Genomic DNA, 25788 nt, shown 5'->3' on the forward strand with positions numbered 1-25788 from the left:
TGATGCCCCTGGCCACCCTGGCCTGCCTGCTGATGGCGCTGCCGCTGCTGGGCGGCATCGTACGGGGTGAGGCCTGGTGGGTTCCGGCCCTCGTGATGACGGCGGCGGTGGGCGGCGTGTCCGCGCTGTACCGCCTCAGCGGCTGGAGCTCCTTCCCGGTGCCGTTCCTCCAGGTACTGGCGGCGGCGCTGCTGATGACTCCGCTGTTCGCCGGACACGTCGCGCCCCTGGGTCTGCTGCCCTCCGGTGACGTGGCGGCACACCTGCTGCGGGTGTTCGACGAGGGCCTGGAGACGGTCGACACCAGCACGCCCCCGGTATCCTCCACCGCCGGGGTCATGCTGATCGTCGCGCTGGTGTTCGTGCTGTTCGCGATCGTCGCGGACCTCCTCGCGGTGACCGCGCGCTGCCCCGGGACGGTCGGCGCCCTGGTGGCCGTGCTGATGGCGGTCCCGCTGATCGTGGACGGCGCCGGGCTGGGCTGGCTGCCCGCGAGCAGCGGCGCCGTCGGCTTCCTGCTGCTGCTCGCGGTGGACGTGTGGGTGCGCGGCCGCGAGTGGGGCGTGCGCGTACCCGACGGCCACGACTCCTCGGCCCGCGTGCTGAGCGCGGTGGGCAGGGCGACGACGGTGGCGCTGGCCTCGGCCGCCTCGGTACTGCTGGCGCTGACGGTGCCGCTCGCGGTGCCGTCGCTGCGCACCGACGTGCTCCACACGATGGCCGACGGCACCTACATCGGCACCGGCGGGGGCCGCATCACCACCACGCACCCGCTGGTCTCGCTGCGGCGCGAGCTGGCCTCCTCCTCCGACCGCACGGTGCTGACCTACCGGACCGACGCCGAACGGCCCGACTACCTGCGCACGTACGTGCTGGACGAGTTCGACGGCGCGAACTGGACGATGACGCCGGTCAGCGCCTCGGGCGACAACCTGGTCGACGGGGAGCTGCCGCTGCCCGCCGGGTGGGGCTCGGAGCCCTCCGGCGAGGCGGTGACCACGCGGATCTCGATGGACTCCGACGCGCCCGGGATCGACTTCCTGCCGCTGCCGTACTGGGCGCGGACGGTGGACGTGCCCGGCGAGTGGTACGCCGACCCGGCGAGCCACGTGGTGTTCACGACCGACAGCGCGCCCACGGGGCTGAACTTCACCGTGGAGACCCTGGGCCCGGAGCCCTCCGCCGAGGAGCTGGCCGACAGCGGCGGCCCGCGGTCGCTGCCGGGCGACTTCCGCGACCTGCCCGGCGGCCTGGACCCGCGGGTGCGGGAGCTGGCCGAGGACCTGACCGAGGACGCGCGGAGCCCCTACGAGCGCGCGGTGGCGCTCCAGGAGCACTTCGCGGGGGGAGCGTTCACCTACGACCTGTCCCCGCCCGCGGTGCCCGACGGAGCCGACCCGCTCGCCTACTTCCTGTTCGAGGACCGGGTGGGCTACTGCGAGCAGTTCGCCGGGGCGATGGCGGTCATGGCCCGGCAGGTGGACATCCCGGCGCGGGTGGCGGTGGGCTACACCGCGGGCGAGCAGCAGGGCGACGGCCGCTGGGCGGTGTCCGTGGGCGACGCCCACGCCTGGCCGGAGCTGTACTTCGAGGGCGCGGGCTGGGTGCGGTTCGAGCCGACCCCCTCCTCCGCCGGGGGGCAGGGTTCGGCGTCGGTGCCCGACTACTCCCGGAGCGGGCAGACGGGCGTCGACAACCCGGACGGGGCCGCGGAGGAGCCGCTGGAGACCTCGCCCGAGGAGCCCGACGCTCCGCGGGACGAGGCCGAAGAGGAGGCCGAGGAGCCCAGCGGGGCCGCCGAGGAGGAGCACGAGGACGAACCCTCCTCGTCGGTGGCCGCCCCGGGCGACGACGCGCGGAACGGCCCGGACCTGTCGTGGCTGCCCGTGGCGGGCTCCGTCGCGGGTGTGCTGCTGCTGTTGGCCCTGCCCGCGCTGGTGCGCTCCCTGACGCGCTGGTCCCGGACGGCGTCGCTGAACGGCGGCGCGGGAGCGGCCGGCGCGCACACCGCGTGGCGGGAACTGCGGGACACCTGCCTGGACCTGGGCGGTACGTGGTCGCTGGCGGAGAGCCCGCGCGCCACGGCAGAACGCCTGGCCGGTTCCGGTCCGGCGCCCCGGCCCGACGCGGCTCCGGTGGGGCTGATGTCGGGTGCGGCCCCGGGGCCGGTGGCGCCGGAGGCCGCGGCGGCGCTGCGGAGGCTGGCCCTGGCCGAGGAGGAGGCCCGCTACGCGCCCTCTCCCGGGGCTCGGGAAGGGTTGCGCGAGGACCTGCGGACGGCCCTGGCGGGGCTGAACGGGGTGGTCGGCGCGGCAGCGCGCGTCCGCGCGGTGCTGCTGCCCCGGTCTCTGGCCCCGTGGCACCGTCCGCGCCGCGCGGCCGATCCCGAGCCCGTGACGTCCTAGCGGTGGCGGCCGGGCCCCGCGCACGCGAGCCCTGTCCCCCACTCGCTCCGTTCCGTGTGCGGATGCCCGCCCGCCGCGCGCACGGGAGCCCACGGAAAACGTGGTGGGCCCCGCACCACTGTGCGGAGCCCACCACTGGGAACTGCGTGTCCGGCGCGGATCCCTTCCGGAATCCCCGACCGGTGGAGCACGGCCGAGCGCGACCGCCGAGGGCGTGGGACCGGGGTCCTACTCCTCACCCTCCTGGCGACGGCGCCAGCGCTCCTCGAAACGGTTCATCATGCCGGGACGGCCGCCGCCCCGGCGCTTCTGCTTGGGCTCGGCCGCCACGGCGCCCTGGTCGGCGCCGCCGCTCCCGGAGGCCTTGCGCCAGGCGTTGGCGCCCCACAGGAAGCACAGCAGCATGACGAGGAAACCGAGGACGCTGATGGCGACCTGGGCGACTGTGGACTGGAGCATCAACCCCGTCATCAGCAGCACGATACCGACGACGAAACCGAGTCCGGCCTTGATGATCCAGCGCTTGTAATGGACCGCGGGGTTCGTTTGCCGAACGGTGTTCGCGAACTTCGGGTCCTCGGCATACAGCGCCCGCTCGATCTGGTCGAGCATGCGCTGCTCGTGTTCAGAGAGCGGCACGGCGCCTCCCTACGGCAGTCCCCGGTTGGGGTGACGGGTACTGAAGAACAGTCTCTTGGTCAGTGGTATGCCCAGAATACGATGAGCTAGCGCCCGGTGGAAAGAAAAGCTGCGTGCGTACCTGACCACCAGAGGCCACGATACCCCCGCCCTGTATCGGAAACACCGGCTCCCATGCCTCTCTTCTTACCCTCATTCCGGTCCTACCCTGGGGAACGCTCCGAGGGCCCCGGAAGTTGCCGCATCATACGTCGTTTTCGTCACGCTTGGCCAATACGGCCGACTGTATCGCGCCCGGCCCGAAACGTGCCGTTACGCGATCCATCACCCGTTCAACATCCCTCCAACCCGATTCCTCCTCTCCCAGTGCCAACTGGCGGTGCACCTGTTCCACCGGAACGACCCCCTCCACCCGCACCCCCACCAGGCGCAGCGGCACCCCCCTCAAGCCGGAGGCGGTGTACAGCTCGCGGGCGACGGCGCTGATCTCGCGGGCCACGTCGGTGCCCTCGGCCAGGGTCCGCGACCGGGTGATGGTGGAGAAGTCGCCGCGGCGCAGCTTCACGCTCACAGTGCGCCCCGCCTGCCCCGATGCCCTCAGGCGGCGCCCGACCTTCTCGGCCAGCCTCAGCAGCTCGCGGTCCACCACCCCGGGGTCGGCCACGTCCTCGTCGAAGGTCTCCTCCGAGCCGATGCTCTTGTCCTGGGACTCGGGCACGACCGGGCTGGTGTCCACCCCCCGCGACAGCTCGGCCAGGCGGGTCCCGGCCTTGTCGCCCAGCTCCATGCGCAGCAGGTCCGGCTCGTAGCGGGCCAACTGGCCGACCGTGCGCACGCCCAGCCTGGCCAGGGTCTGCTCGGTCCGGTCCCCCACCCCGGGCAGCGCCCCGACCGGCAGCGGGTCCAGGAAGCCGCGCACGTGGGCGGTGGGCACCAGGAGCAGGCCGTCGGGCTTGCAGTGGGTGGAACCGAGCTTGGCGGTGAAGCGGGTGGCGGCCACGCCCACGGAGCAGGTCAGGCGCTGTTCCCTGCGCACCCGCTCACGGATCATCGCGGCGATGCGCACCGGCCCGCCCAGGCGGCGGCGCGCGCCGGACACGTCCAGGAAGGCCTCGTCCAGGGAGAGCGGCTGCACCAGAGGCGTGACGGAGCGCAGGATGTCCATGACGGCCTCCGACGCCTGGCGGTAGGCGGGGCCGTCGGGCGGGAAGACCAGGGCTTGCGGGCACAGGCGCAGGGCTCGCGCCATGGGCATGGCCGAGTGGACGCCGTGCGCGCGGGCGAGGTAGTCGGCGGAGGAGACCACGCTGCGCGGGCCGGTGCCGCCCACGATGACCGGGCGTGCGCGCGCCTCGGGGCGGCGCAGCTGTTCGACGCTCGCGAAGAAGGCGTCCATGTCCAGGTGCAGGATGTGGCAGTCGCCGTCCGGTCCGGAGCCGTCCGCGGGGAAGTCCGCGTCCAGCGCCGCGATACCGTCCGGGGAGACCATGCCCCGCATCGCGGCGCCGCGTTCCAGTTGGCGTCGGCTCATACAGCCAGGTTATGCCGTTCCGGGAACGCCCCGGCCCCGGCACCGGGGTTCAGGCGCGGTACGCGACGACGTGCAACTGGGTGGCGATACCGATCAGCTCGGGGTGCTCGGCGGCGGCCCTCTCCAGCTCCACCAGGTGCTGCCCGGCGTGGGCGTCGCCCTCCCAGGCGTGCCCGGGCACGAGGTCGGCGAACGCGCGGACGCCGCGGACGCTCTCACCGGACAGCCCGGCCCGGCCGATCAGCTCCAGGACCTGCCGACGGGTGAAGCGGCGTGGCATCGGGTCGCCCTCGCCCCAGCGCCCGTCGGGGTCGCCGAGCAGGTGGTGGGCCTCGGTGATGTGTCCGGCCAGCGCGCGGTGCAGGGCTCCGGCGACCGCGTTGGTGACCAGCAGGCTCACCGCTCCGCCCCCGCGGGTGATGCCGACCACGTCGTGCAGCGCCGCGGCGGGATCGTCCACGTACTCCAGCACGTTGTGCACCAGGACGAGGTCGGCGCTGGCCGACGCGAACAGGGCGGCCAGGTCACGGGTCTCCCCCTGGACCCCGCGCACGGACACCCCCCGCTCCGCGGCGCGGCGCTCCAGTGCCGCGAGCGAGTCGGGGCTGGGCTCGACCACGGTCACCCGGTGGCCGAGTTCGGCCAGGGGGACGGCGGCGCCTCCGGTGCCCCCGCCCGCGTCGACGATCTCCAGGGGCCCGTCCCCGAGCCGGTCCAGCAGTCCGACGAGGGCGTCCCACACGACCGCGGTCCGGGCCGCGTTGGCGGCCCGCCCCGGGCCGGTCGCCCCGCTCGCGCCGAGGCCGCCGCCCGCGGCCACGCTGGTCCTGTCAGTCACCTGCGTTCCCTCAATCCACGTTGCCGCGGCGGTCCCCCGCCCGCCGGTGCCGGTCGCGCCCTAGAGCGAGAGCGTCGGCTTGTTCTCCATCAGCCTGGACAGGAGCCCGCTGACGAAGTTGGGGGATTCGTCGGTGGACAGCTCCTTGGCCACGCCGACCGCCTCGGCGATCGCCACACCGTCCGGGATGTCGTCGGCCCACAGCAGTTCGTAGGCGCCCATCCGCAGGATGTTGCGGTCCACGACCGGCATGCGCTCCAGGGTCCAGCCGATGGCGTAGGTGTCCAGGAGTTCGTCGATGCGCTCACGCCGCTCGTCGACCGAGCGGGCCAGGCTCTCGGTGAAGTCGTTGATCGGCGGTTCGGGCTGGGCCCGCCGGCGCCGGATGACGTCCTCCACCGAGGTGGCGCGCACCTCGGCCTCGTAGAGGACCTCGACCGCGCGCCGCCGTGCCTTGCGCCGTGCTCCGCTCATCAGTTGACTCGCCCGAGGTAGTCACCCGTGCGGGTGTCGACCTTGACGCGCTCGCCTTCGCTGATGAACAGGGGCACCTGGATGGTGGCGCCGGTCTGGACGGTGGCGGGCTTGGTGCCGCCGGTGGAGCGGTCGCCCTGCACGCCCGGGTCGGTCTGGGTGATCTCCAGCTCGACGGCGGGGGGGAGCTCGATGTAGAGGGGGTTGCCCTCGTTGGTGGCCACGGTGGCCTTGGTGTTCTCCAGCAGGAAGTCCTTGCCGTCGCCGACGACGGCCTCCGGGACCGGGATCTGGTCGTAGGTGCTGGTGTCCATGAAGATGAAGGCCTCGCCGTCGTGGTAGAGGTACTCCATCTCGCGGCGGTCGACGTTGGCGAACTCCACCTTGGACCCGGCGTTGAAGGTCTTGTCGACGATCTTGCCCGTGAGGACGTTCTTCAGCTTGGTACGGACGAACGCGCCGCCCTTGCCCGGCTTGACGTGCTGGAACTCCAGGACGTTCCAGAGGACGCCGCCGTCGAGCCGCAGGGTCGTGCCGTTCTTGATGTCGTTCGTCGTGGCCACTTCGGTCGTCTCTCCAAGGGGTTTGACACGTCGGGGACCGGCCCCCGAGGGGACAGGTCCGTGTTCGGTGGGCCGGGCACGGGCACCTCGGGGAGCTCCCCGGGCACGCCGGTGCGCACGTCGCCTGTGTGCAGTCTAGTGGCTTCGCGGAACCTGGGTGTCGCCCGTGACCGCGCGGTACGCCTCGTACAGCAGTCCGGGCGCGGGGCCGCTGAGGATGGCGGGCCGCGCCAGACCGTCCAGGACGACGAAGCGCAGGGTGGACCCGCGGGCCTTCTTGTCCACGCTCATGGCGGCGCGCAGTTGGGGCCAGGCCTCGGGGGCGTAGGAGACGGGCAGGCCGACCGAGGAGAGCAGCGAGCGGTGGCGCTGGACCAGGTCGTCGCCCACGCGACCGTCCAAGCGGGCGAGTTCGGCGGCGTAGACCATGCCGATGGAGACCGCGTAGCCGTGCCGGAAGGTGTAGTTCTCGGCGCGCTCGATGGCGTGGCCCAGGGTGTGGCCGTAGTTGAGGATCTCGCGGCGGCCGCTCTCGCGCAGGTCGCCGGAGACGACGTCGGCCTTGACCCGGATGGCGCGCTCGATGAGCTCTCGGGTGTGCCTGCCCTCGGGTTCGGCCGCGCCCTCGGGGTCGTCCTCGACCAGGTCGCAGATGACCGGGTCGTCGATGAACCCGGCCTTGACGATCTCGGCGAGGCCGCCGATGTAGTCGGCCCGGGGCAGGCTCGGCAGGGTGGCGAGATCGCACAGGACCCCGGCCGGGGGGTGGAAGGAGCCGACGAGGTTCTTGCCCTCGGGGGTGTTGATGCCGGTCTTGCCGCCGACGGCGGCGTCGACCATGCCGAGCAGTGTGGTGGGCACCAGGACCGAGCGCACGCCGCGCAGCCAGGTGGCGGCGACGAACCCGGCCAGGTCGGTGGCCGCTCCCCCGCCCACGCCGACGACGGCGTCGCTGCGGGTGAAGCCCCGCTGCCCGAGCCGGGACCACAGGTCGGCGGCGACGGCGGCGGTCTTGGCGGCCTCACCGTCCGGGACGGGCATGGAATGCGCCCGGTAACCGGCGGCCTCCAGCGCGCCGACCACTGGGCGGGCGATCCCGTCCAGGCCCCGGGGGTGGATGACGGCCACCTGGGCGGAGTCGCCGACCAGGGAGGGGAGTTCGGAGAGGACCCCGCTGCCGACCACCACGTCGTAGCGGCCGGCGGAGTCGCCCACACCGATCCGGGTCACGGTCACTGCTGAGCCTTTCCGGAGTCCTGTCCGGCCAGCGAGGGCAGGATGGCGTCGACGACCTCTTCGGGGTGGTAGCCGGTCGTCTCGACGGTGACGCTGGCCAGGCGCTCGTAGACGGGCAGGCGCTCGTTGAGCAGTTGGCGCAGCCGGGTGCGGGGGTTGCCCGCGAGCAGGGGGCGGGCCACGTCCATGCCCACGCGCTTGGCGGCCTCGCCGAACTCCACCTGGAGGTAGACCACGTGGTGCCCGGCCAGGTCGCGCTGGGTGTCCTCGTCCAGGACCGCGCCGCCGCCGACGGCGACCACGCCCTCCCAGGTGCGCAGCCCCTCGGCGACGACCTGGCGCTCCAAGGCGCGGAAGCGCTCCTCTCCGTCCTCGACGAAGATGTCGCCGATGGGCTTGCCCGCGCGCTTCTCGACCTCGGTGTCGGTGCACAACAGGTCGGCGCCCAGGCGCCCGGCCAGGGCCTCGCCGACGGTGGACTTGCCCGATCCGGGCGAACCGATGAGCACCGCGATCGCTTTTGCCACGCTCTTCCCATCTGGAGAATCAGGGGCACCGCGCGCTGAGAAGCGCTGCCCCCTGCCTTGGTCTTGCCGTCCCCCCACCTTAGCTTCGCCGTGGGGACGCGAACCCTCGCCGGGGGACGCGAACCGCCCCCGCGCGTGCGCGGACAGCACGGCCACGACGCCGTACCACTCCAGCGGGCCGGCGCCCTCCTGCTCCAGCGGGCTCCGGTCCCCGGAGACGGTGGGGGAGGCCGTCCACCGACCGGACCACGGCACTGGTGGGGACGTTCGATCCGACCCTATGCCCGGATTTCGGGGCGGCTGGGTCGCCCCTGAGCGCGACGGGCGCCCCGAATCCAGTGCGGCCCCTCCATTCGTGCCCCGCCAGCCCCGGGGACGCGCCTGTGGACAACTGTTCCGGCAAGGGGCGCCGGGGCGGTCTCCGGTGCGCTTCCGTCCCGTCGGCGAACGGGACGGAAGCGCACCGAGGTCGGGACCGAAGGTCAGCGGATGGTCAGCGCGTCCAGGTAGCCCCTGAGGTTGCGCGCGGTCTCGGCTACCGAGTCGCCGCCGAACTTCTCGACCGCGGCCTCGGCGAGCACCAGGGCGACCATCGCCTCGGCGACCACACCGGCGGCCGGGACGGCGGTGACGTCGCTGCGCTGGTGGTTGGCCTGCGCGGGCCCGCCGGTCTCGACGTCGATGGTGTCCAGCGCCCGGGGGACCGTCGCGATGGGCTTCATGGCCGCGCGCACGCGCAGCGGGTCGCCGGTGGTCATGCCGCCCTCGACGCCTCCGGCGCGGTTGGTGCGGCGGCGCACGCCGTCCGGACCGGGTTCGATCTCGTCGTGGGCGGCCGAACCGCGGCGAGCGGCGGTGCGGAAGCCGTCGCCGACCTCCACCCCCTTGATGGCCTGGATGCCCATGAGCGCACCGGCCAGGCGCGCGTCCAGGCGCCGGTCCCAGTGCACGTGGCTGCCCAGGCCGGGCGGCAGGCCGTAGGCCAGCACCTCGACCACTCCGCCGAGGGTGTCACCGGACTTCTTGGTGTCGTCGACCTCCTGGACCATGCGGGCGCTGGTCTGGGCGTCGAAGCAGCGCAGCGGGTCGGCGTCGATCGCGGCCAGGTCCTCCGGGCGCGGCTCCTGAGCGCCCTCGGGCACCGCCACGGGCCCCATGGACACCACGTGGCTCAGGATCTCCACGCCCAGGGCCTGGCGGCAGAACTGGCGTGCCACCTCGCCGATCGCGACGCGGGCGGCGGTCTCGCGGGCGCTGGCGCGCTCCAGGATCGGCCGCGACTCCCCGTGGCCGTACTTCTGCATGCCGACCAGGTCGGCGTGGCCGGGTCGGGGCCGGGTGAGCGGCGCGTTGCGCGCCACGCTCTCCAGCTCCTCGGCGGGGACCGGGTCGGGGGACATCACCTTCTCCCACTTGGGCCACTCGGTGTTACCGACCTCGATGGCGACCGGACCCCCCTGGGTGCGGCCGTGACGGATGCCCCCGATGACGGAGACCTGGTCCTTCTCGAACTTCATCCGGGCGCCCCGCCCGTACCCGGCGCGACGGCGGAGCAGCGCGGCGGCGATGTCGTCCGAGGTGACGGACACACCGGCCGGGAGGCCCTCGAGAATCGCGACGAGTGCGGGTCCGTGGGACTCCCCCGCGGTCAGCCAACGCAACATGTGCACGATCCTTTCACGGATCGCCGTGCGGTGGCACCGCGGGTTCAGGGTTGTGGAAAAAGCGCTCCTCCCGCCAGGACGGTGGCCAGCGCGGCGGCGAGCATGAAGGGACCGAGCGGGAAGGGGTCCCTGCGGGTGAGCCGCCGCAGAGCCATGAGCACGACCCCCACCAGGGAGAAGGCCGCGAAGGCCCAGAACACGGCGACCAGCGCGCCGAGGGTCCCCGCCGCCCACCCCGCGTACAGCGCGGTGAGCCCGGAGAGCTTGACGTCGCCGAAGCCCAGCCCCGCGCTGTGCACCCGCCACAGCAGCCAGTACAGCACCGTGACCAGGACCATGCTGGCGAGCGCCCCGAAGGCCCGGTCGGTGTCGGGTCCCTCGGGGGTCAGCAGGACGGCCAGCCCGATCAGGACCGCGGCGACCGGGTAGGCGGGGAAGACGACGGCGTCGGGCAGGCGCATGACCCGCAGGTCGATGACGGCCAGCGGCGCGCCGACAGCGGTCAGCCAGAGCACGGCCAGCACGCCGAAGGGGCACCAGTCGGGTTGGAGGGTGGCCCACAGGCCGACGCAGCCGAAGAGGGCGGCGGTCACGACGACGACCGCGGGGTGGGACCGGACGATCTGCTCGCAGTGGGGGCAGGCCCCCCGTCTTCGGAACGTCCGGGCCTCCACCGCCGGGAACCAGCGCAGGAAGCGCAGTTCGGCGCGGCAGTGGGGACAGCGGGGCGGCGGCGGGCCGTCGTCGTCCTCCTCCGGCGGGAACCGGCGCTCGCCGTGCACGTCCTCTCCCGTGTCGGGGACCGCGGTGGCGTCGTCGCGCGCGGGCTGGACGTGCCGGTCGGCGGAGGGCGTGAGCGAACCGCGGGAGGCGGACGCGGGCGGCGGGCCGGCGGGGCCGAAGAGGTGGACGAGGCGACCGTTGACCTGGCCCACCACCGCTCCGAGCAGGGCGAGGAGGACGGCGACGGACGCCGTCCACAGGTGCGGGTGGAGGAGGAGTGTCGAGGGGGTGGGCATGATGGGAAGCTACCCCTCCGGGGCCCGCGGCGACACCGCCCGGTCCGGCCTGTGGACAACTCCCCGTCCGCGAACGCCGTGGCACCGCACGCACGCCCGCACGGCGCGTGCGCGGGGCGAAGGCGCGCAGCGGCCCGGAACCGCGGGGTTCCCGGCCCGGACGGAGGCGAACGGTACTGGGTCAGCCCCGGTCGGCGGACCCGGGCCCGCCCGGGGGCGCGTCGCCGCGCTGGGCGCGCACGACGGCGCTCAGTTCGACGCCCCCGGGCAGCACGTGGCGCAGTTCGGCGGTGAGCCGCTCGGCCACGCGCCGCAGGACCTCGTCGTCGCGCTCGTCGAGTTCGAGTCGGACGCCGATCTCGCCGCGCTCGGAGGGGTGGATGCGGACGCGCTCGATGCCGAACTCGTCCTTGGTGACCCGGTAGATGAGCCCGAGGACCTGCGGGTCGTCCTTGGGCTCGGGGACGGCGCCGGTCTCGGCGATCATGCCGAGGAAGGGGCCCTGCACGGTGTAGGGCACGGGGCCGGCCACGTCGAGCACCAGCGCGTCCGCCTCCTCCTCCAGGGCCGCCTGACAGGCGTCCCTGACGGTGAAGGGCACGGGGCGCGCGTCGGGGCGCCAGCGGCGGACCGCGTCCACGGAGGTGAAGGCGAGCATGCCGCGCCGCCCGTCCCTGCCGGTCATGATCGGGACGGCGACCTCGCTGTTCTTGTCCTTGGTGAGCCCGCCGACCCCCTCCTCGGTCTCGGTGGCCACGGCGACCACGGGGATGAGCACGCGGGTTCCGCTGAGCGCGGCCAGAACCTGGCGGTCACCCGTGGTGCCCGCCGCGTGTTCGCGCAGGCGTGCCTCGACCTCGGGATCGACGCTGCCGTCGTCGTCGCGGAAGTTCTGGGCGCCGATGATGGATGGTCTGCTCACGTGCACCGACTCTACCCGTGGGGCGCGGGGTCCGCGGCGGGCACGCCCGAAGCGGCGCTGGCCGGGCGGCGTTCGCCCGGGTCCGGTCCGCCTCCGGCGGATCGGGACACGCGAAACGGTCGGGTCCGCGGGCAGGCCGGGCGCGGCCCTCAGCCCCGCCGGGCGGCCCCGCCCTCCTCCAGCGCGCCGATGATCGAGCCGAGCTGGGCGACCTGCTCCCCGCTGAGGCGGTCGAAGATCAGCGAGCGCACGCGCTCGGCGTGGCCGGGGGCGGCCCGCTCCAGCAGGAGGGAGCCCTTCTCGCTGAGCACGGCCCACAGCCCGCGGCGGTCGTCGTCGCAGTGCTCCCGGCGCACGTAGCCGCCGCGTTCGAGCCGTGCGACCTGGTGGGAGAGCCTGCTCTTGGACACGATGACGCTGTCGGCCAGCACCCGCATGCGCATGCGGCGGCCCTCGGCCTCAGACAGGTGCACCAGGATGCCGTACTCGATGAGGGAGAGCCCGGTACGGGCACGCAGGTCCTTCTCCAGCTCGTCGTAGACCCAGGCGTTCATCCTGAGGAAACCACGCCAGACGTGCTGTTCTCCGACGTCAAGCCACCCGGCGTTGTTCATGCGGCCCATCGTAGCGGCGTGCCCGAAACCCCCGGACCGCCACACCGCCGGGCCCCGGGTCGGTCCTTGGTGGGCTCTGGTCGGGAAACGCCTTGCACGAGGGCCTCGCATTGCCTAAACTCCTCTTCCGAGGAAGATTCTTCTAAGAAGCCTTGTTACACCTCAGCGAACGGGCCCGGCCCCCGGGTCCGCCGACCCGACAGGGAGACACCATGGCAGCGCAGGAACTCCAGGCCGGAACCTGGAAGATCGACACCGCCCACAGCGTCGTCGGCTTCTCCGTACGACACATGATGGTCAGCAAGGTCCGCGGGCGCTTCGAGAAGTTCGACGCCACGCTGACGGTCCCCGAGGACCCCACCCAGGCGTCCGTCGAGGCCACCATCGACGCCAGCTCGATCAACACCGACAACGGCGACCGCGACAACCACATCCGCTCCGCCGACTTCTTCAACGTCGAGGAGCACCCGCAGTTCACCTTCCGCTCCACCGGCGCCGTCGCCAAGGGCGAGGACTTCGTGCTGCGGGGCGAGCTGACCATCAAGGGCAACACCCGCCCCGTCGAGATCGCGCTGGAGTTCAACGGCTCCACCATCGACCCCTACGGCCTCAACCGCGCAGGCTTCACCGCCTCCACGCAGATCAGCCGCAAGGAGTTCGGCGTGGACATCGAGATGCCGATGGACGGCGGCGGCGTGGTCGTCGGCGACAAGATCACCATCGACATCGACGCCGAGTTCACCCGCCAGGCCTGAACACGTCCGTGACGGCCGGGCGGACTCGGGGCCGCACGGGACAGGGGAGCACACGGGTCGGGACGGCTTTCCGGAAGCTTTGACGACACATCGTCATCACCTTCGGGGCCGCTCGGATATCGTCAGCGGGGGGAGGGCGCACAGCCCTCCCCCCGCTCGTGTCACACGTGCGCGCCGCCCGCCGACCAGGAGGTCCCGTGTCCCCGTCCAACCCCTTCTCCCCGGAGGTCGTCGCCGCCGTCACCGCCCACATGAACGGCGACCACCCCGAGGACACCCTGCTCATCTGCCGCGCGCTGGGCGGTCGGCCCGAAGCCACCGCCGCGCGCATGACGGGCCTGGACGGCGACGGCGGCGACTACGCGGTCACCGTGGACGGAACCGAGCACGCCGTGCGCGTGCCGTGGGCGCGGCCACTCACCGAGCGCGCCCAGATCCGCGCCGAGGTCGTGCGCATGTACCAGGAGGCCCGCGACAGGCTCGACGTGACCCCGCGCGAGCAGCGCTGAGGCACACGGGGCGCACAGGACGCGGACACGTGTGAGGGCAGCACGCGGTGGCCGGGAGGGGTGGCACCCCTGTTTCCAGCAAAGCCCGCAGGCGCCCGTTCGCGCCAGCCCCGGCCCGCGCCTGTGGACGGCCTCCGGGGGAACGTCCGGACGGAGCCCGACCGCCTCCCTCCCGGTTTCGGTGGAACTTCACGGAGCGGTGGGGAGTCAAACGGGATGGAGGGAACGACGGGGGACACGGGTCCGGTGCCGCGAACGCCACGCGAACCGCGCCGCGCGGACCTACCCTGGAGGGACCTCGTTCCCCCGCAGGTCCACGACACCAACGCCTATCCGAAGGATGGCTCCGACCCCGATGGTCACGCCCGACCCCGGTGACGAGAACGCGCCGACCCAGCGGATCGAACCCACCTCGCCCACCACACGCATCGGCCCCGACGCGGACCGCGCGCCCGCGGCCCGCACCCGCTGGGCCACCCGTGTGTTCCTCCCGGGAACGGCCCGAGGGGGCGACACCGAGCCCACCCGCGTGTCCTCCCCGGCCGCGGACCGCACCAGCGTCCTGCCCGGCACCGGTCAGGCGGACGCCGCCCGCACGGCCGCCGCGGCCCCCGGAACGCGCCCCGCCCGCACCATCCCCGGCGACGGCCGCACCGACCGACGCGCGCCCTGGTGGCGGACCCTGTTCGGCCCGCTCCTGGACTGGATGGCCCGCCTGCTCTCGCGCGTGGTGGTCGGCCCCGCCAGCGACCTCGACTACGCCGTCCCCGCAGAACTGCGCCGCCGCTACCGCGTGCTCGACCACATCGGCGCGGGCGGCGAGGCCGTCGTCTACCTGGCCGAACCCACCGACTCCCCCGGGCGCCGACTCGCCCTCAAGGTGTACCGGCCCGGCCACGACATCAACCGCGAACTCCTCGACCGCCTGCGCGCCCGAGGCACCGCCTCGCCGCACACCCCCGCCATCCAGGGGTACGGCACCGCCGCCAGCTCCTGGGGCGAGGACCTGGCCTGGGAGGCCCAGGAGTACTTCTCCCACGGCTCGCTGCGATCGCTCATCGACCAGGCCCCGCTGTCGGACGAGCGCGCCCGCGCCGTGGTCTCCGCCGTAGCCGACTGCCTGCACCACTGGCAGGACGAACTCCAGCACAACCACACCGACGTCAAGCCCGAGAACCTGCTCGTGCGCTCCCCGGACCCACCGGTCGTGGCGCTCACCGACTTCGGCGGCGCCGTGCGCGCCACCATGAGCCGCGTCTACGGCGGACTGGCGGTCACCGAGGACTACGCCGCGCCGGAGGTCGTCGAGGGCCGCCGCGAGGCGCCCGCGGCCTGGTGGTCCCTGGGAGTGATCGTGCACGAACTGGTGGCCGGGCGCCGCCCCGAACGCGGCGGCAACTGGCTCACCGCCCGCAACACCGAGGTGGACATCTCCGCCATCACCGACGAGCGCTGGCGCCTGCTGGCCCGCGGCCTGCTCACGCTCGCACCCTCGGCCCGCTGGGGCCACGACGAGGTCGTGCAGTGGCTGGCGGGCGAGCGCCCGCAGATCCGCGCGGTCACGCGCCTGCGCCCCATCGAGTTCGCCGGAGCCAGCCACGAGGACCCGCCGAGCCTGGCCTTCGACCTGCTCGACCGCTCCGAGACCGGCGCCATGTGGCTGCGCACCCACTGGTCGCAACTGCGCAGCTGGCTGGACCGCGAGGTCAACGACTACACCTTCGACCGCGCCTACCTGACCGGCCTGGACGCCCGCCCCGAACAGGCCCACGTGGCGATCAGCGCCCTGGCCGCCCGCTACGTGCCCGGGATGCCGCCACGCTTTCGCGGCCACGAGATCAGCGCCGACGGACTGCTGGACCTGGCCACCGGCGACGCCAGCCGCCACGCGGTGGTGCGCGAGGCCGTGACCTCGGGCGCGGTCGGGCTGGGCGCCCAGCACTGGTGCCCGCACCCGGCCTGCCGCTCGGGCGGTTCGGGTCGGTGCGCACTACTGGAGCGCGTCCAGCACGAGGTGCCCCTGATCATGCGCAAGGTGTCCGAGAACGTCGACCAGCTGGTCGGCTCGGGCCCCGACGCGCCCCGGCGCCCGGACGCCCACGAGACCGACACCGCCTGGGCCAGGGCGGTCGAACTCGTCCTGCTCCCCGACACCGCCTCCCGGAGCCGGTCCCTGCTGCGCCGCCAGTCCTGGCACCCGCGCCAGCGCACCGCGGCCCCGCACGCCCCGTGGTGGGTGGAGCAGCGGCGCCTGGCCCTGCGCGACGCCAACGGCCGCGACGCCCTGGCCACCCGGGCGGCCCTGGTCACGGCGGTGCTCCTGCTGCCCGAGGCGGCGCGGGTCGGCGGCGCGGTCGCCGAGCGCGAGCGCGCCGACGGCAGGGCGCGCCGACAGGACCGGTGGGCGTCGCTGGCCGGTTCGGCCGGTGAACGCTGGTCCCGGGTCCGCGAGAAGGCGGCCGGAGTCCGCAAGCGCGCCGCCGGGGCCTCCGCGACCGACCGCCCGGAGGATCCGACCGCCCCGCACCCCTACAACCCGGCCGGACCGCAGGACCCCTCGCTCGACCCCCGCGAACAGGAGCGCCGCAGGCGCCGGGCCGACAAGACCATGGGCCAGATCCAGCGGGCCATGAAGGCGGGCGCGTGCCGCCGGTTCGCCTACCCCGCGGCGCTGCTCGGGCTCCTGGACGGGCTGGGCCGCGTGGTGCGCCCGCAGGAGGGCTTCTACCCCGAGAGCGAGTTCGTGACCTCGGCCTACACCGGGCTGCTGGACGCCGGCGACGGTGCCGTCCTGGGTTGGCTGTCGGAGCTGACAGGCGCCGTCACCGGCCTCCTGCCCGGCGACGCGGGCGCGGCGTGGTGGCTGCCGGTGCTGCTGTCGGTGCTGCTGGTGGCGCTGGGCCGCTCGGCGGCCAGCAGGAAGCCCACCTCGCGGGCCCGTCGGCGCCTGGGCGCCTTCCGCCTGGCCGTGGTGGGAACCCTGTTCATGGTGGTGGTGCTGTTGTCCACGGGACTGCTGGCGCTGGGCTCGGGGGTGCTGATCCCCCTGGACGGCCTGCTCGGCTAGGACCCGCCGTGCGGGCGGTCGCCCGGACAGCCGCCCGCCGATTCTGGAGCCCGGGAGAAACGCCCCCGGCGGGCCGACCGGGACCCCGGGCGGGCCCCGCCGCCCCGCTCCGCGCGGGTGCGCTCAGGGCCGGAGCATGCTCAGGGTGTAGCCCCGCCCGGCCGGGTCCAGGGAGCGGGTGGCCAGCTTGAACAGGTACTCCGCACGAGGGTAGGACAGGCGCCCTCTCCCCGTCAGCGGGCACAGGTCGGCCTCGGCGGGGCGCCGCGCCGGTCCCGGACGCCGGTCGGACAGAAGGAGCGGCCCCCGGTCGCGCCCCGCCACGAGCTCGGGCAGCAGCCGGGCGGTCCCCGACCGCCATCCCACCCAGCCGTCGCCCGTCCGCGCACGGCGGTCCTCCAGGTCCAGGTCCTGCACGTTGAGCGCCAGCACGGACTTGACCCTGGCGCCGGACTCGTACAGCAGCCGCCACAGCACGCGCTCGCGCAGGGCGAAACCCCCTCCGTCGCACAGGCTCGCCACGACCTCGGGGCCGAGGGGCGCGCGCGGGGAGCGGATCTCGCCGCGCCGTTCCAGGTCCGCCGCGAGATCCTCCATCCCCGCCCAGGCGCCGAAGGAGCGCACGGTCGACCGGTGCCGGTTCCACGTGCGCGGGGCCGCACCGCCCCATGCGCTGGCGAACACGCCCGCCACCCGTTCGGGGGTCAGGTCGGCCAGGGGCAGCCCCTCCCCCAGTGAGCGGCGCAGTCGGTCCAGGGTCTGGCCGTAGGAGCGCAGCGTCTCGGGGTCCAGGTCGTCGCGGCCCAGGAACTCCCGGGCCGTTCCGCCCAGGTCGGGCCCGGTCGGCTCGGGGACCGCGGTCTCCTCGGCCCGGCGCGACAGGAAGGCGCGTTCGGCTGCGTTCTCGGCGAGCAGGGCGGCGCGCTCGAACTCCCGCCTCGCCTCGGCGGCCCGCCCCAGCCGCAGGAGCAGATCGCCGCGCACGCCGGGCAGCAGGTGGTAGTCGCGCAGGGCCGGGTCCCCCGACAGCTCGTCGACCAGGGCGAGCCCCTCCCCCGGCCCGCGGGCCCTGCCGACCGCCACGGCCCGGTTCAGGCGCACGACCGGGGTGGGCAGTCGGACGACCAGCTGGTCGTAGAGGGTGACGATACGGGCCCAGTCGGTGTCCTGCTCGGCGGTGGCCCGGGCGTGGCACACGGCGACGGCCGCTTGGAGCACGTAGGGACCGGGCGGGCCGCCCGCGTCACGGGCGCGCAGCATGGCGGCGAAGCCCCGGCGCACCAGCAGGGGATCCCAACGGCCCCGGTTCTGCTCGTGCAGTCGGACGATCTCCCCGGAGGGACCGGTCCGGGCCCCGGCCCGGGACTGCTGGAGCTCCATCAGCGCCACCAGGCCGTGCGCCTCGGCCTCGTGCGGCACCAGTTCGGCCAGTGTGCGGCCCAGCCTCAGCGCCTCCAGGCACAGGCCGGGGCGCATCAGGTCCTCGCCCGAGGTCGCCGCGTAGCCCTCGTTGAAGACGAGGTAGATGACTCCGAGGACGGAGGAGAGGCGCTCGGCCAGCTCCCGTCCGTCGGGCAGACCGAAGGCCACCCCCTCCTCGGCGAGCAGCCGCTTGGCCCGTGCCACGCGTTGGGCGATGCGCCCCTCCCCGGTGAGGAGGGCGCGGGCGATCTCCCCGTTGGTCAGCCCGGCCACCAGGCGCAGGGTCAGCGCGACCCTCTCCGGAGTGGACAGCACCGGATGGCAGGTTACGAACAGCAGGCGCAGGACACCGTCGTCCGGGGCGGGCGCGGCCCCGGGGCCGCGCTCCAGCTCGTGGGCGATCTCCTTGTGCTTGCTCTCCAGACGGTGCTCCCGGCGCAGGCGGTCCAGGACGCGGCGCTTGGCGGCGGTCATGAGCCAGGCGCCGGGGTTGTCGGGGATCCCCTCACGCGGCCACTGCTCCAAGGCGACGACGAGGGCGTCCTGGGCACACTCCTCGGCGGCGCCGACGTCGTGCGCCATTCGGGTGAGCGAGGCGACGATCCGCGCCGACTCCATCTTCCAGACCGCGTCGACGGTGCGGTGGACATCGGTCACACCGAAGATGACAGCACCGGCCGGGCGAGTGCGCAACCCGGCCGGTTCCGCGGCCGGTCAGGGACCGAAAACCTGCTGGATGACGCTCTCACCGTCGCCGACGATGCGGCGGAAGCGGCGGGCGACATCGAGGGCCTCCTCGCGGGAGCGGACCTCGACCAGGGCGAACCCGGCCACGGCCTCCCTGGCCTCGGTGAACGGGCCGTCGGTCACGGTGATCTCCTCGCCGGCGGAGACCATCCGGACGCCGCCGGGCTCCAGTCCTCCGGTGGCCAGAAGGACTCCGGAGGCGGTGAGCTCCTCCACGAACGCGGCCATCTCGACGTACAGGCCCTCGTCGTCGCGGACGTCCTCGGCGGGGCGGGTGGTCATCAGGAATCGCACGGCGTGCTCCTTCGTCTCGTTTCGTCGCCTTCGGATACACGTCGAACGAGGTGATGTGACAGGGAACGACCGCGTTCCCTCTCACATCGCCCCAGCGACGTGAGAGGGAGAAGCACAGAACACGAGAAAGGCCCCGGCCATGACCGCCACCACCGCCACCGCACCCCGTGTCCGCCGCGCCACCGCGGGCACCACCCGCGCGCTGCTCGCCGGCGCGGCCCTCGCAGGGCCCCTATGGGCCGCCGCCTCCCTGGCGCAGGCCGCCGCGCGGGAGGGGTTCGACCCGACCCGGCACCCCCTGAGTGCCCTCAGCACCGGCGAACTCGGCTGGCTCCAGATCACGAACTTCCTGGTCGCGGGCGCCCTGACCGCCGCCGGAGCCCTGGGGCTGCGCCGATCCATGAGCGATGCGCCCGGCGGCACGTGGGCGCCGCGGCTGATCCTGGTCAACGGCCTCGGCATGATCGCGGCGGGGCTGCTCGTCATGGACCCGGCCGACGGCTTCCCCGTCGGCACCCCCGCGGGGATGCCCGAGCAGCTCACCTGGCACGGCTACGGCCACATGGCCGCCGGATCGGTCTCCTTCGCCGCGCTGATCGCCGCCTGCTACGTACTGGGGCACCACTACGGCCGCACCGGCCACCGGAGCGCGGCCGCCGCCTCCCGTGTCGCGGGCACCGCTCTGCTGGTCGGCAACGGCTGGGCGATGACCGGCGGCCAGTACGGCCCGCTGGCCCTGGCCGTCGGAGCCGTCACCGCCATGCTGTGGGTGTCGACGGTCGCCGCGCTCCGCCTCCGAACCCCCTGAACGACTTCCGTCACACGCATCACGTGTCCCGTCGTGTCCCCCGGCGGGGCGCGTGGGCTATGATCGCCCGGTTCGGCACACGGACGCACGACGACGACGGGGAAGCAGGTGTCAGGTGGGTGAGGTGATCGAGCTGCGCTCGGGAGAGTACCGAGCGCGCGTCGACCGCACGGGAGCGGGACTGCGGGCACTCACCTGGCGCGGCCGCGACGTGGTCTGGCCCTACGACGGGGACGGTCCCAAGGCCTTCCAGGGCCAGGTGCTCGCGCCGTGGCCCAACCGCGTGACCGAGCACGGCTACCGCTTCGACGGCGTTGAGCACCGTCCCGAGCCCAACGACCCGGCCACAGGCACCGCCATCCACGGACTGGTCCACGACCGGGCGTGGACGCCCGCGTCGGTCTCCGAGGACGCTGTCGAACTGCGGCTGGACTTCGGGGGCGGCCCCGGCTTCCCCTTCCCCCTGGCGATGACCGTCGCCTACCGGCTCTCCGACGACGGACTGAGGGTCGCCACCACCGCCCGCAACCCGGGCGGCTCCCCCCTGCCGTTCGGCCTGGGCTTCCACCCCTACCTCACCCTGGGCGAGCCGCTGTCGGCCCTGGCCGCGCGCGGGGAGTTCGCGCTGGAGGTCACCGCGGGCACCCGCCAGCCGGTGGACGGGCAGATGCTGCCCGTGGGCGGCCCCGTCCCCGTGGACGGCGGCGACTTCGACTTCCGCACGCCCGGCCGCCAACTGGGCGACACCGTCCTGGACACCGCCTTCACCGAACTGGAGAGGGACTCCGCCGGGCGCGCGTGGGTACGGGCGAGCGGCCCCGAGCACCGGGTGTCGCTGTGGTGCGACCGCGGCTTCGGCTGGTTGCAGCTGTTCAGCGCCGACACCCTCGGCGGGGACGACCACCGGGCGCACCTGGCCGCCGAGCCCATGACCTGCCCGGCCAACGCTCTGGCCACCGGCACCGACCTGATCGTGCTGGCTCCCGGGGAGACGACCGAGCACGTGTTCGGCATCCTTGCCGAGCCCCTGGTCTGAGCCCCGGCCCGTCGGCGCGCCCGGCCCCGGGCGGGGGCTCATCCCGAACCGGAGGGCTCCCGGCCCAGCACGCCGCTGAGCCGCTCCAGGTCCTCCACCGTGTCGATGTCCTCCGGGCTGGCGATGTCGTCGCAAGGCACGGCGGTGACCAGATGGGAGTACGCGCGCAGGAACGGGCGCGCCCCCACGTCGTGCACGGCCATGGCGTAGGCCGTCGACCAGTGCTCCCGGCCCAGCAGCACGGGGTTGCGCTGGTTGCCGCGGTAGGTGGCCACCGCGGCGCGGGCGCCCTGCTCGTGCGCCTCCACCAGGCGGCACACCGCCTCGGGGGTCACCAGGGGCTGGTCGGCCAGCGCGATCAGCACCGCGTCGACCGTGTCGGGCAGGGCGTCGATCCCGGCGCGCACCGAGGACCCCATGCCGGTCCGCCAGTCGGGGTTGTGCACCGTGTGGGCACCGCGCACCGGGGTGTCGGCGGCGCCCAGCACCACCATGACCGGGGCGCAGCCGCCCGCGGTCAGCGTGCGCACGCCTCGGTCCACCAGGCGTTCGCCGCCCACTTCGACCAGCGCCTTGGGCCGCCCGAGTCTGCTCCCCGAACCCGCGGCCAACAGCAGGCCCGCCACCGGGCCCGTACACGCGCGCTCCCCGCCCTGTTCCTGCCCCCCAGTACCCATGACGCGATGATGCCACGCACGGGCGCGCGGGATGGGCGACCTGGCACAGCCCGCCCCACCCTGTTCCGCGACCGCACCCACGAGCCCGCCGTGACCAGGCACTCCGCGGCCCGACGGGTTTCGGTTCACCTCACACGGTGGCCGAATCCGGCCGGAACCAGCGGTTCACTCGACGCGTCGTGGTGGATCCGGCCACTGGTCTCGCGCAGGGCCCGCCCGCTGCCGCCCCACCGCACCCGCACCAGCTCCGCGGCGATCGAGACCGCCGTCTCCTCCGGGGTACGCGCCCCCAGGTCCAGACCGATCGGCGAGTGCAAACGCGCCAGCTCCGCCTCGCCCGCCCCGGCCTCGCGCAGCCGTTCCAACCGGTCCTCGTGCGTGCGCCGGGACCCCATCGCGCCGATGTACCCGGCACGGGTGCGCAGAGCCGCGCTGAGCACCGGCACGTCGAACTTGGGGTCGTGGGTGAGCACGCAGATGGCCGTGCGCTCGTCGATCTGGTCGGCGATCTCGTCCAGGAACACGTGCGGCCACTTGACCACCACCTCCTCGGCGGTGGGGAAGCGCTTGGCGGTCGCGAACACCGGCCGGGCGTCGCACACCGTCACCCGGTAGCCCAGATAGGTGCCCAGGTCCGCGACGGCCGCCGCGAAGTCGATCGCGCCGAACACCAGCATGCGCGGCGCGGGCGCGAAGGACTGCACGAACACCTCCAGCTCGTCCCCGCGCCTCTGCCCGTCCGCGCCGTAGCGCAGCAGGCCCGTGCTGCCCTGTGCCAGCATGCCGCGCACGTCGTCGTCCAGGGCGTCGGCCAGCCTGTCGCTGCCCAGGTCCCCCTCGGCGTGGCCGGGCCAGACCACCCGGCGCCGCCCCGCCCGCCCCTGTCCGGAGGGGTCGGAGACGATGGTGGCCACGGAGACCGGCTGGTGCTCGTCGACCGCGCCGATCACCGAGCCGAGCTGGGGGTAGGAGGACCGGCTGATCGGCTCCACGAACATGTGCAGCGTCCCGCCGCAGGTCAGGCCCACGCTGAAGGCGTCGTCGTCGCTGACCCCGTAGACGCGGCGCACGGGGACCCCCGTGCGGATGACCTCCAGGGCCTCCTCGTAGACCGCACCCTCCACGCAGCCGCCGGACACGCTGCCGACCGCCTCCCCAGAGGCGCTGACCAGCATCGCCGCCCCGGCGTCGCGGGGAGCGCTCTTGTAGGTGTCGATCACGGTGGCCAGCGCGAACGTCTCGCCCGACGCGTACAGGTCGGACACGGCCGCTCGAATGTCGCGCACGCGGTACCTCTTCCACGTTCCGTCGGTGGCTCTCGGTACCAAAGTACGCGCCCCGCACAACACCCGGGAGCCACCGATCCTCAGGAATTCGGCGGCTCCCTCGGGAGGTTCCTACGAGTGATCGGGCTCGCGGCCCTCGCCGCGCTCGTGCAGCAGCGCGCGGAACTCCTCCAGAGCGCGCCGGGCGGACTCGCCGTCGGCGCTCTGGATGGCCATCACCGCCAGGGTCGTGCCGTCGGACAGGTCCGCCGAGGGCCAGGGCTCGCCCTCGGGCATCCGCACGTCCACGACCTCCGCCCAGGACAGCACGTGGGTGCGGATGCTGTTTACCACCGTCACACCCTCCTCAGCGGCCACCAGTCGCGGCCGGGCCAGCAGGTGCAGGGCGGCCGCGATCGCCAGGCCCAGGCCCACCATCAGGACCCGGTCCATGACCCCCCAGCTACCCGGCAGGATCGCCGCGAGGACCGCCAGTGTCGCCACGATCAGCAGCGCCAGGCCGTAGGCGACCCACCGCACCGACCGGGGCCGCCACGTCCTGGGCAGCGCCGCCTGTCCCGTCTCCTCGCCGTCCACGGGCTGTTCCCTCGTCCGCACCAACTGCTCCACTTCTGGACCGTGTCCGCCGGGCCCCGGCGCGCCGCAGGACCGCGTCCCGCGACGCCGTACGGCCGACGGACCCGCCGGGCCCTGCGGCGCGCACCGCCCGCCACGGACCGACCGGCGGCCACCCGCCGGATCTGGACCCGCGCGCGACACCTCTCTTCGACCGCCCGCGTGCGCGGACAGCCCACCACCGTCACCGTGCGCGCCACCGGACCGGATCAGCGGCGCAGCCCGCGCAGGACCGCCGCCGTGTCCAAGGCGGCCAGCGCGGCCTCGGCGCCCTTGTCCTCTGCGCTCCCCGGCAGTCCGGCGCGGTCGAGCGCCTGTTCCAGGGTGTCACAGGTGAGCACGCCGTTGCCCACGGGGGTGGAATGGCGCAGCGCCACCTCGGTCAGGCCGTGGGTGACCGACTGGCACACGTAGTCGAAGTGCGGGGTGCCCCCGCGGACGACCGCGCCCAGGGCGATCACGGCGTCGTGCTTGCGGGCCAGCTCCTGGGCGACCACCGGGATCTCGACCGCCCCGGCCACCTCCACCACGGCGGGTTCGACCGCGCCCGAGGACCCCACCACCTCCAGGGCTCTGGTGAGCATCGGCTGGACCACGTCCGCGTTCCACCGGGTCACGACGATGCCCACCGACATCCCCGAGGCGTCGACACCGCTGCTGTCGGGGCGTCCTTCACCACTCATGGGCTCCTGCTTCCTATCCGAACGAACTGTGGGGGCCCCTGGCCGCAGCCGGAGCGGGCACCGCCCCGGCCCGCGGAGGGCGCCGGAGGCGGGACGGCCGGTCGGCCGCACCGCGGGACCTGTCTCAGCGGACGACGCCGGTCAGGTCGTGGCCCATGCGGTCGCGCTTGGTGCGCAGGTAGTCGATGTTGTCGTCGGTGACGAAGGAGGGCATCGGCAACCGCTCCTCGACCCGAACCCCGTGCTGCTCCAGCCCCTGCGCCTTGGCGGGGTTGTTGCTCAACAGGCGCACCGACGACACCCCCAGGTCCGCCAGGATCTGCGCCCCGGCGCCGAACTCGCGCGCGTCGGCTGGCAGGCCCAGGCGCAGGTTGGCGTCCACGGTGTCCGCCCCCTGGTCCTGGAGGCTGTAGGCGCTCAGCTTGTGCAGCAGACCGATCCCCCGGCCCTCGTGGCCGCCCAGGTAGACGATCACCCCGCGCCCCTCCTCGGCGATGTCGGCCATGGCGGAGTCCAACTGGGCGCCGCAGTCGCAGCGGTGGGAGCCGAACGCGTCGCCGGTGAGGCACTCCGAGTGCAGGCGCGCCAGGACGTCGGTGCCGTCGGTCAGGTCCCCGTACACCAGCGCGACGTGCTCGGCCCCGTCGGCGGTGCCCCGGTACCCGACCGCGCGCCACTGGCCGTACCTGTTGGGCAGGCGTGTCTGGACCGCGCGGGTGACCAGCGGCGGGTGGGCCTCGGCCTCGGTGAGCGCCTCCCCCAGCGCCTCACGGTGGGCCGCGAGCTGCTCGACCGAGACCAGCTTGAGGCCGTGCTCGTCGGCGAACGCCCGCAACCGGGGCAGACGGGCCATGGTGCCGTCGTCGTTGACGACCTCGGCGAGCACGCCCGCGGGACGCAGACCGGCCAGGCGGGCGAAGTCGACGGAGGCCTCGGTGTGGCCGCGCCGCGCAAGCACGCCGCCCGGACGGGCACGCAGCGGCAGCACGTGGCCGGGGCGCACGAAGTCGGCGGGGCCGCTGCCCCGCGCGGCCAGCAGACGGATGGTGCGGGCCCGGTCGGCGGCGGAGATGCCCGTGGTGACTCCCTCGCGCGCGTCCACGGTCACCGTGTAGGCGGTGCGCAGACTCTCCTCGTTGCGCGCGGTCATCAGCGGCAGGTCGAGGCGGTCCAGGTCCTGGCCCTCCAGGGGGACGCACACCACGCCGGAGGTGTGGCGGATCGTGAACGCCAGGAGTTCGGGCGTGGCGAGTTCGGCGGCGAAGATGATGTCGCCCTCGTTCTCGCGGTCCTCGTCGTCCACCACCACGATGGCCCGCCCCGCGGCGAACTCGGCGACGGCCTCCTCGATCGTGTCGAGGACGACGGCCTGGTCGGTCGGTGTCGTGGCCGGGGTGGGCTCGGTGACGGTCATAGCCGCTCCCTGGGATGGGTCGTGGATGTGGGTGGTGGGGCGG

Annotated in this window: 24 protein-coding genes; 6 read left to right on the plus strand and 18 right to left on the minus strand. The window is 73.9% G+C overall.

Annotated elements, in window-relative coordinates:
* Window positions 1–2: 2 nt before the first annotated feature.
* Window positions 3–2405, plus strand: a complete 2403-nt coding sequence (locus tag ABD54_RS07880) for a DUF3488 and transglutaminase-like domain-containing protein (RefSeq protein WP_047868767.1) — start codon at window positions 3–5, stop codon at window positions 2403–2405.
* A gap of 228 nt (window positions 2406–2633) precedes the next feature.
* On the opposite strand, the gene ABD54_RS07885 is transcribed toward ABD54_RS07880, so the two are convergent.
* The 11 genes from ABD54_RS07885 to ABD54_RS07935 all read right to left on the minus strand — a co-directional run bounded on the left by ABD54_RS07885 (window position 2634) and on the right by ABD54_RS07935 (window position 12441).
* Window positions 2634–3044 carry a DUF3040 domain-containing protein gene (locus ABD54_RS07885; RefSeq protein WP_047868768.1) on the minus strand — a complete coding sequence of 137 codons (411 nt, stop codon included), beginning with the start codon at window positions 3042–3044 and terminating at the stop codon, window positions 2634–2636.
* A 244-nt stretch (window positions 3045–3288) separates the two neighbouring features.
* Window positions 3289–4542 carry a DNA polymerase IV gene (gene dinB, locus ABD54_RS07890; RefSeq protein WP_047868790.1) on the minus strand — a complete coding sequence of 418 codons (1254 nt, stop codon included), beginning with the start codon at window positions 4540–4542 and terminating at the stop codon, window positions 3289–3291.
* Window positions 4543–4624: 82 nt separating this feature from the next.
* Window positions 4625–5413, minus strand: coding sequence for a methyltransferase domain-containing protein (locus ABD54_RS07895; protein ID WP_047868769.1), 789 nt, complete (start codon window positions 5411–5413; stop codon window positions 4625–4627).
* Window positions 5414–5473: 60 nt separating this feature from the next.
* Window positions 5474–5887 carry a transcription antitermination factor NusB gene (nusB, locus tag ABD54_RS07900; RefSeq protein WP_047868770.1) on the minus strand — a complete coding sequence of 138 codons (414 nt, stop codon included), beginning with the start codon at window positions 5885–5887 and terminating at the stop codon, window positions 5474–5476.
* Complete coding sequence (gene efp, locus ABD54_RS07905) at window positions 5887–6450, minus strand: elongation factor P (RefSeq protein ID WP_047868771.1); 564 nt, start codon at window positions 6448–6450, stop codon at window positions 5887–5889. The genes nusB and efp overlap by 1 nt, the downstream gene beginning before the upstream one ends.
* A 135-nt stretch (window positions 6451–6585) precedes the next feature.
* Complete coding sequence (aroB, locus tag ABD54_RS07910; RefSeq protein ID WP_047868772.1) at window positions 6586–7686, minus strand: 3-dehydroquinate synthase; 1101 nt, start codon at window positions 7684–7686, stop codon at window positions 6586–6588.
* The gene (locus tag ABD54_RS07915; protein WP_047868773.1) at window positions 7683–8195 is read right to left on the minus strand and encodes a shikimate kinase; all 513 of its coding nucleotides are present in this window, start codon (window positions 8193–8195) and stop codon (window positions 7683–7685) included. The genes aroB and ABD54_RS07915 overlap by 4 nt, the downstream gene beginning before the upstream one ends.
* A 500-nt stretch (window positions 8196–8695) precedes the next feature.
* Window positions 8696–9877 carry a chorismate synthase gene (gene aroC / locus ABD54_RS07920; RefSeq protein WP_047868774.1) on the minus strand — a complete coding sequence of 394 codons (1182 nt, stop codon included), beginning with the start codon at window positions 9875–9877 and terminating at the stop codon, window positions 8696–8698.
* Window positions 9878–9921: 44 nt separating this feature from the next.
* On the minus strand, window positions 9922–10896 hold the full coding sequence (locus ABD54_RS07925) for an A24 family peptidase (protein WP_047868775.1): 975 nt from the start codon (window positions 10894–10896) through the stop codon (window positions 9922–9924).
* 181 nt (window positions 10897–11077) lie between these two features.
* Entirely contained in the window at window positions 11078–11818 is a 741-nt protein-coding gene (locus ABD54_RS07930; protein WP_047868791.1) for an SseB family protein, read from the minus strand.
* Between the two features lie 149 nt (window positions 11819–11967).
* Window positions 11968–12441 (minus strand): MarR family winged helix-turn-helix transcriptional regulator, encoded by a 474-nt coding sequence (locus ABD54_RS07935; protein WP_394324535.1) that lies wholly within the window; start codon window positions 12439–12441, stop codon window positions 11968–11970.
* 203 nt (window positions 12442–12644) lie between these two features.
* Between ABD54_RS07935 and ABD54_RS07940 the strand changes: the two genes are divergently transcribed.
* From ABD54_RS07940 to ABD54_RS07950, 3 genes are all read left to right on the plus strand, one after another.
* Window positions 12645–13187, plus strand: coding sequence for a YceI family protein (locus ABD54_RS07940; RefSeq protein WP_047868777.1), 543 nt, complete (start codon window positions 12645–12647; stop codon window positions 13185–13187).
* Window positions 13188–13384: 197 nt separating this feature from the next.
* Window positions 13385–13696, plus strand: a complete 312-nt coding sequence (locus ABD54_RS07945) for a DUF2470 domain-containing protein (RefSeq protein WP_047868778.1) — start codon at window positions 13385–13387, stop codon at window positions 13694–13696.
* A gap of 355 nt (window positions 13697–14051) precedes the next feature.
* Window positions 14052–16763, plus strand: a complete 2712-nt coding sequence (locus ABD54_RS07950; protein WP_047868779.1) for a serine/threonine protein kinase — start codon at window positions 14052–14054, stop codon at window positions 16761–16763.
* Between the two features lie 123 nt (window positions 16764–16886).
* Here ABD54_RS07950 and ABD54_RS07955 read toward each other — a convergent pair whose 3' ends face one another.
* Complete coding sequence (locus ABD54_RS07955; RefSeq protein ID WP_047868780.1) at window positions 16887–18842, minus strand: sigma-70 family RNA polymerase sigma factor; 1956 nt, start codon at window positions 18840–18842, stop codon at window positions 16887–16889.
* 57 nt (window positions 18843–18899) lie between these two features.
* A complete protein-coding gene (locus ABD54_RS07960) occupies window positions 18900–19226 on the minus strand; it encodes a YciI family protein (protein ID WP_047868781.1) in 327 nt (108 codons plus the stop codon).
* Window positions 19227–19365: 139 nt separating this feature from the next.
* Here ABD54_RS07960 and ABD54_RS07965 point away from each other — a divergent pair, with 139 nt between their 5' ends.
* Together ABD54_RS07965 and ABD54_RS07970 are read left to right on the plus strand one after the other, a co-directional pair.
* On the plus strand, window positions 19366–20034 hold the full coding sequence (locus ABD54_RS07965) for a DUF998 domain-containing protein (RefSeq protein ID WP_047868782.1): 669 nt from the start codon (window positions 19366–19368) through the stop codon (window positions 20032–20034).
* Window positions 20035–20149: 115 nt separating this feature from the next.
* The gene (locus tag ABD54_RS07970; RefSeq protein ID WP_047868783.1) at window positions 20150–21070 is read left to right on the plus strand and encodes an aldose 1-epimerase family protein; all 921 of its coding nucleotides are present in this window, start codon (window positions 20150–20152) and stop codon (window positions 21068–21070) included.
* A 38-nt stretch (window positions 21071–21108) separates the two neighbouring features.
* Here ABD54_RS07970 and ABD54_RS07975 read toward each other — a convergent pair whose 3' ends face one another.
* The 5 genes from ABD54_RS07975 to ABD54_RS07995 all read right to left on the minus strand — a co-directional run bounded on the left by ABD54_RS07975 (window position 21109) and on the right by ABD54_RS07995 (window position 25745).
* Window positions 21109–21696, minus strand: coding sequence for an NTP transferase domain-containing protein (locus tag ABD54_RS07975; protein ID WP_047868784.1), 588 nt, complete (start codon window positions 21694–21696; stop codon window positions 21109–21111).
* A 176-nt stretch (window positions 21697–21872) separates the two neighbouring features.
* On the minus strand, window positions 21873–23033 hold the full coding sequence (locus ABD54_RS07980; protein ID WP_047868785.1) for an XdhC family protein: 1161 nt from the start codon (window positions 23031–23033) through the stop codon (window positions 21873–21875).
* Between the two features lie 111 nt (window positions 23034–23144).
* Entirely contained in the window at window positions 23145–23609 is a 465-nt protein-coding gene (locus ABD54_RS07985) for a PH domain-containing protein (RefSeq protein ID WP_047868786.1), read from the minus strand.
* Window positions 23610–23857: 248 nt separating this feature from the next.
* Window positions 23858–24331, minus strand: a complete 474-nt coding sequence (gene ribH, locus ABD54_RS07990; RefSeq protein ID WP_047868787.1) for a 6,7-dimethyl-8-ribityllumazine synthase — start codon at window positions 24329–24331, stop codon at window positions 23858–23860.
* Between the two features lie 124 nt (window positions 24332–24455).
* Window positions 24456–25745 (minus strand): bifunctional 3,4-dihydroxy-2-butanone-4-phosphate synthase/GTP cyclohydrolase II, encoded by a 1290-nt coding sequence (locus ABD54_RS07995; protein ID WP_047868788.1) that lies wholly within the window; start codon window positions 25743–25745, stop codon window positions 24456–24458.
* Window positions 25746–25788 lie beyond the last annotated feature (43 nt).

The organism is Nocardiopsis sp. RV163 (assembly GCF_001029525.1).
GTDB lineage: Bacteria > Actinomycetota > Actinomycetes > Streptosporangiales > Streptosporangiaceae > Nocardiopsis > Nocardiopsis dassonvillei.

What these genes read in the sequence shown, in the direction of transcription:
- ABD54_RS07880 (WP_047868767.1), top strand. Translation starts at nt 3, where the DNA reads ATGCCCCTGGCCACCCTGGCCTGCCTGCTGATGGCGCTGCCGCTGCTG.
- dinB (WP_047868790.1), bottom strand. Translation starts at nt 4,542, where the DNA reads ATGCGGGGCATGGTCTCCCCGGACGGTATCGCGGCGCTGGACGCGGAC.
- nusB (WP_047868770.1), bottom strand. Translation starts at nt 5,887, where the DNA reads ATGAGCGGAGCACGGCGCAAGGCACGGCGGCGCGCGGTCGAGGTCCTC.
- aroC (WP_047868774.1), bottom strand. Translation starts at nt 9,877, where the DNA reads ATGTTGCGTTGGCTGACCGCGGGGGAGTCCCACGGACCCGCACTCGTC.
- ABD54_RS07925 (WP_047868775.1), bottom strand. Translation starts at nt 10,896, where the DNA reads ATGCCCACCCCCTCGACACTCCTCCTCCACCCGCACCTGTGGACGGCG.
- ABD54_RS07935 (WP_394324535.1), bottom strand. Translation starts at nt 12,441, where the DNA reads ATGGGCCGCATGAACAACGCCGGGTGGCTTGACGTCGGAGAACAGCAC.
- ABD54_RS07940 (WP_047868777.1), top strand. Translation starts at nt 12,645, where the DNA reads ATGGCAGCGCAGGAACTCCAGGCCGGAACCTGGAAGATCGACACCGCC.
- ABD54_RS07950 (WP_047868779.1), top strand. Translation starts at nt 14,052, where the DNA reads ATGGTCACGCCCGACCCCGGTGACGAGAACGCGCCGACCCAGCGGATC.
- ABD54_RS07965 (WP_047868782.1), top strand. Translation starts at nt 19,366, where the DNA reads ATGACCGCCACCACCGCCACCGCACCCCGTGTCCGCCGCGCCACCGCG.
- ribH (WP_047868787.1), bottom strand. Translation starts at nt 24,331, where the DNA reads ATGAGTGGTGAAGGACGCCCCGACAGCAGCGGTGTCGACGCCTCGGGG.
- ABD54_RS07995 (WP_047868788.1), bottom strand. Translation starts at nt 25,745, where the DNA reads ATGACCGTCACCGAGCCCACCCCGGCCACGACACCGACCGACCAGGCC.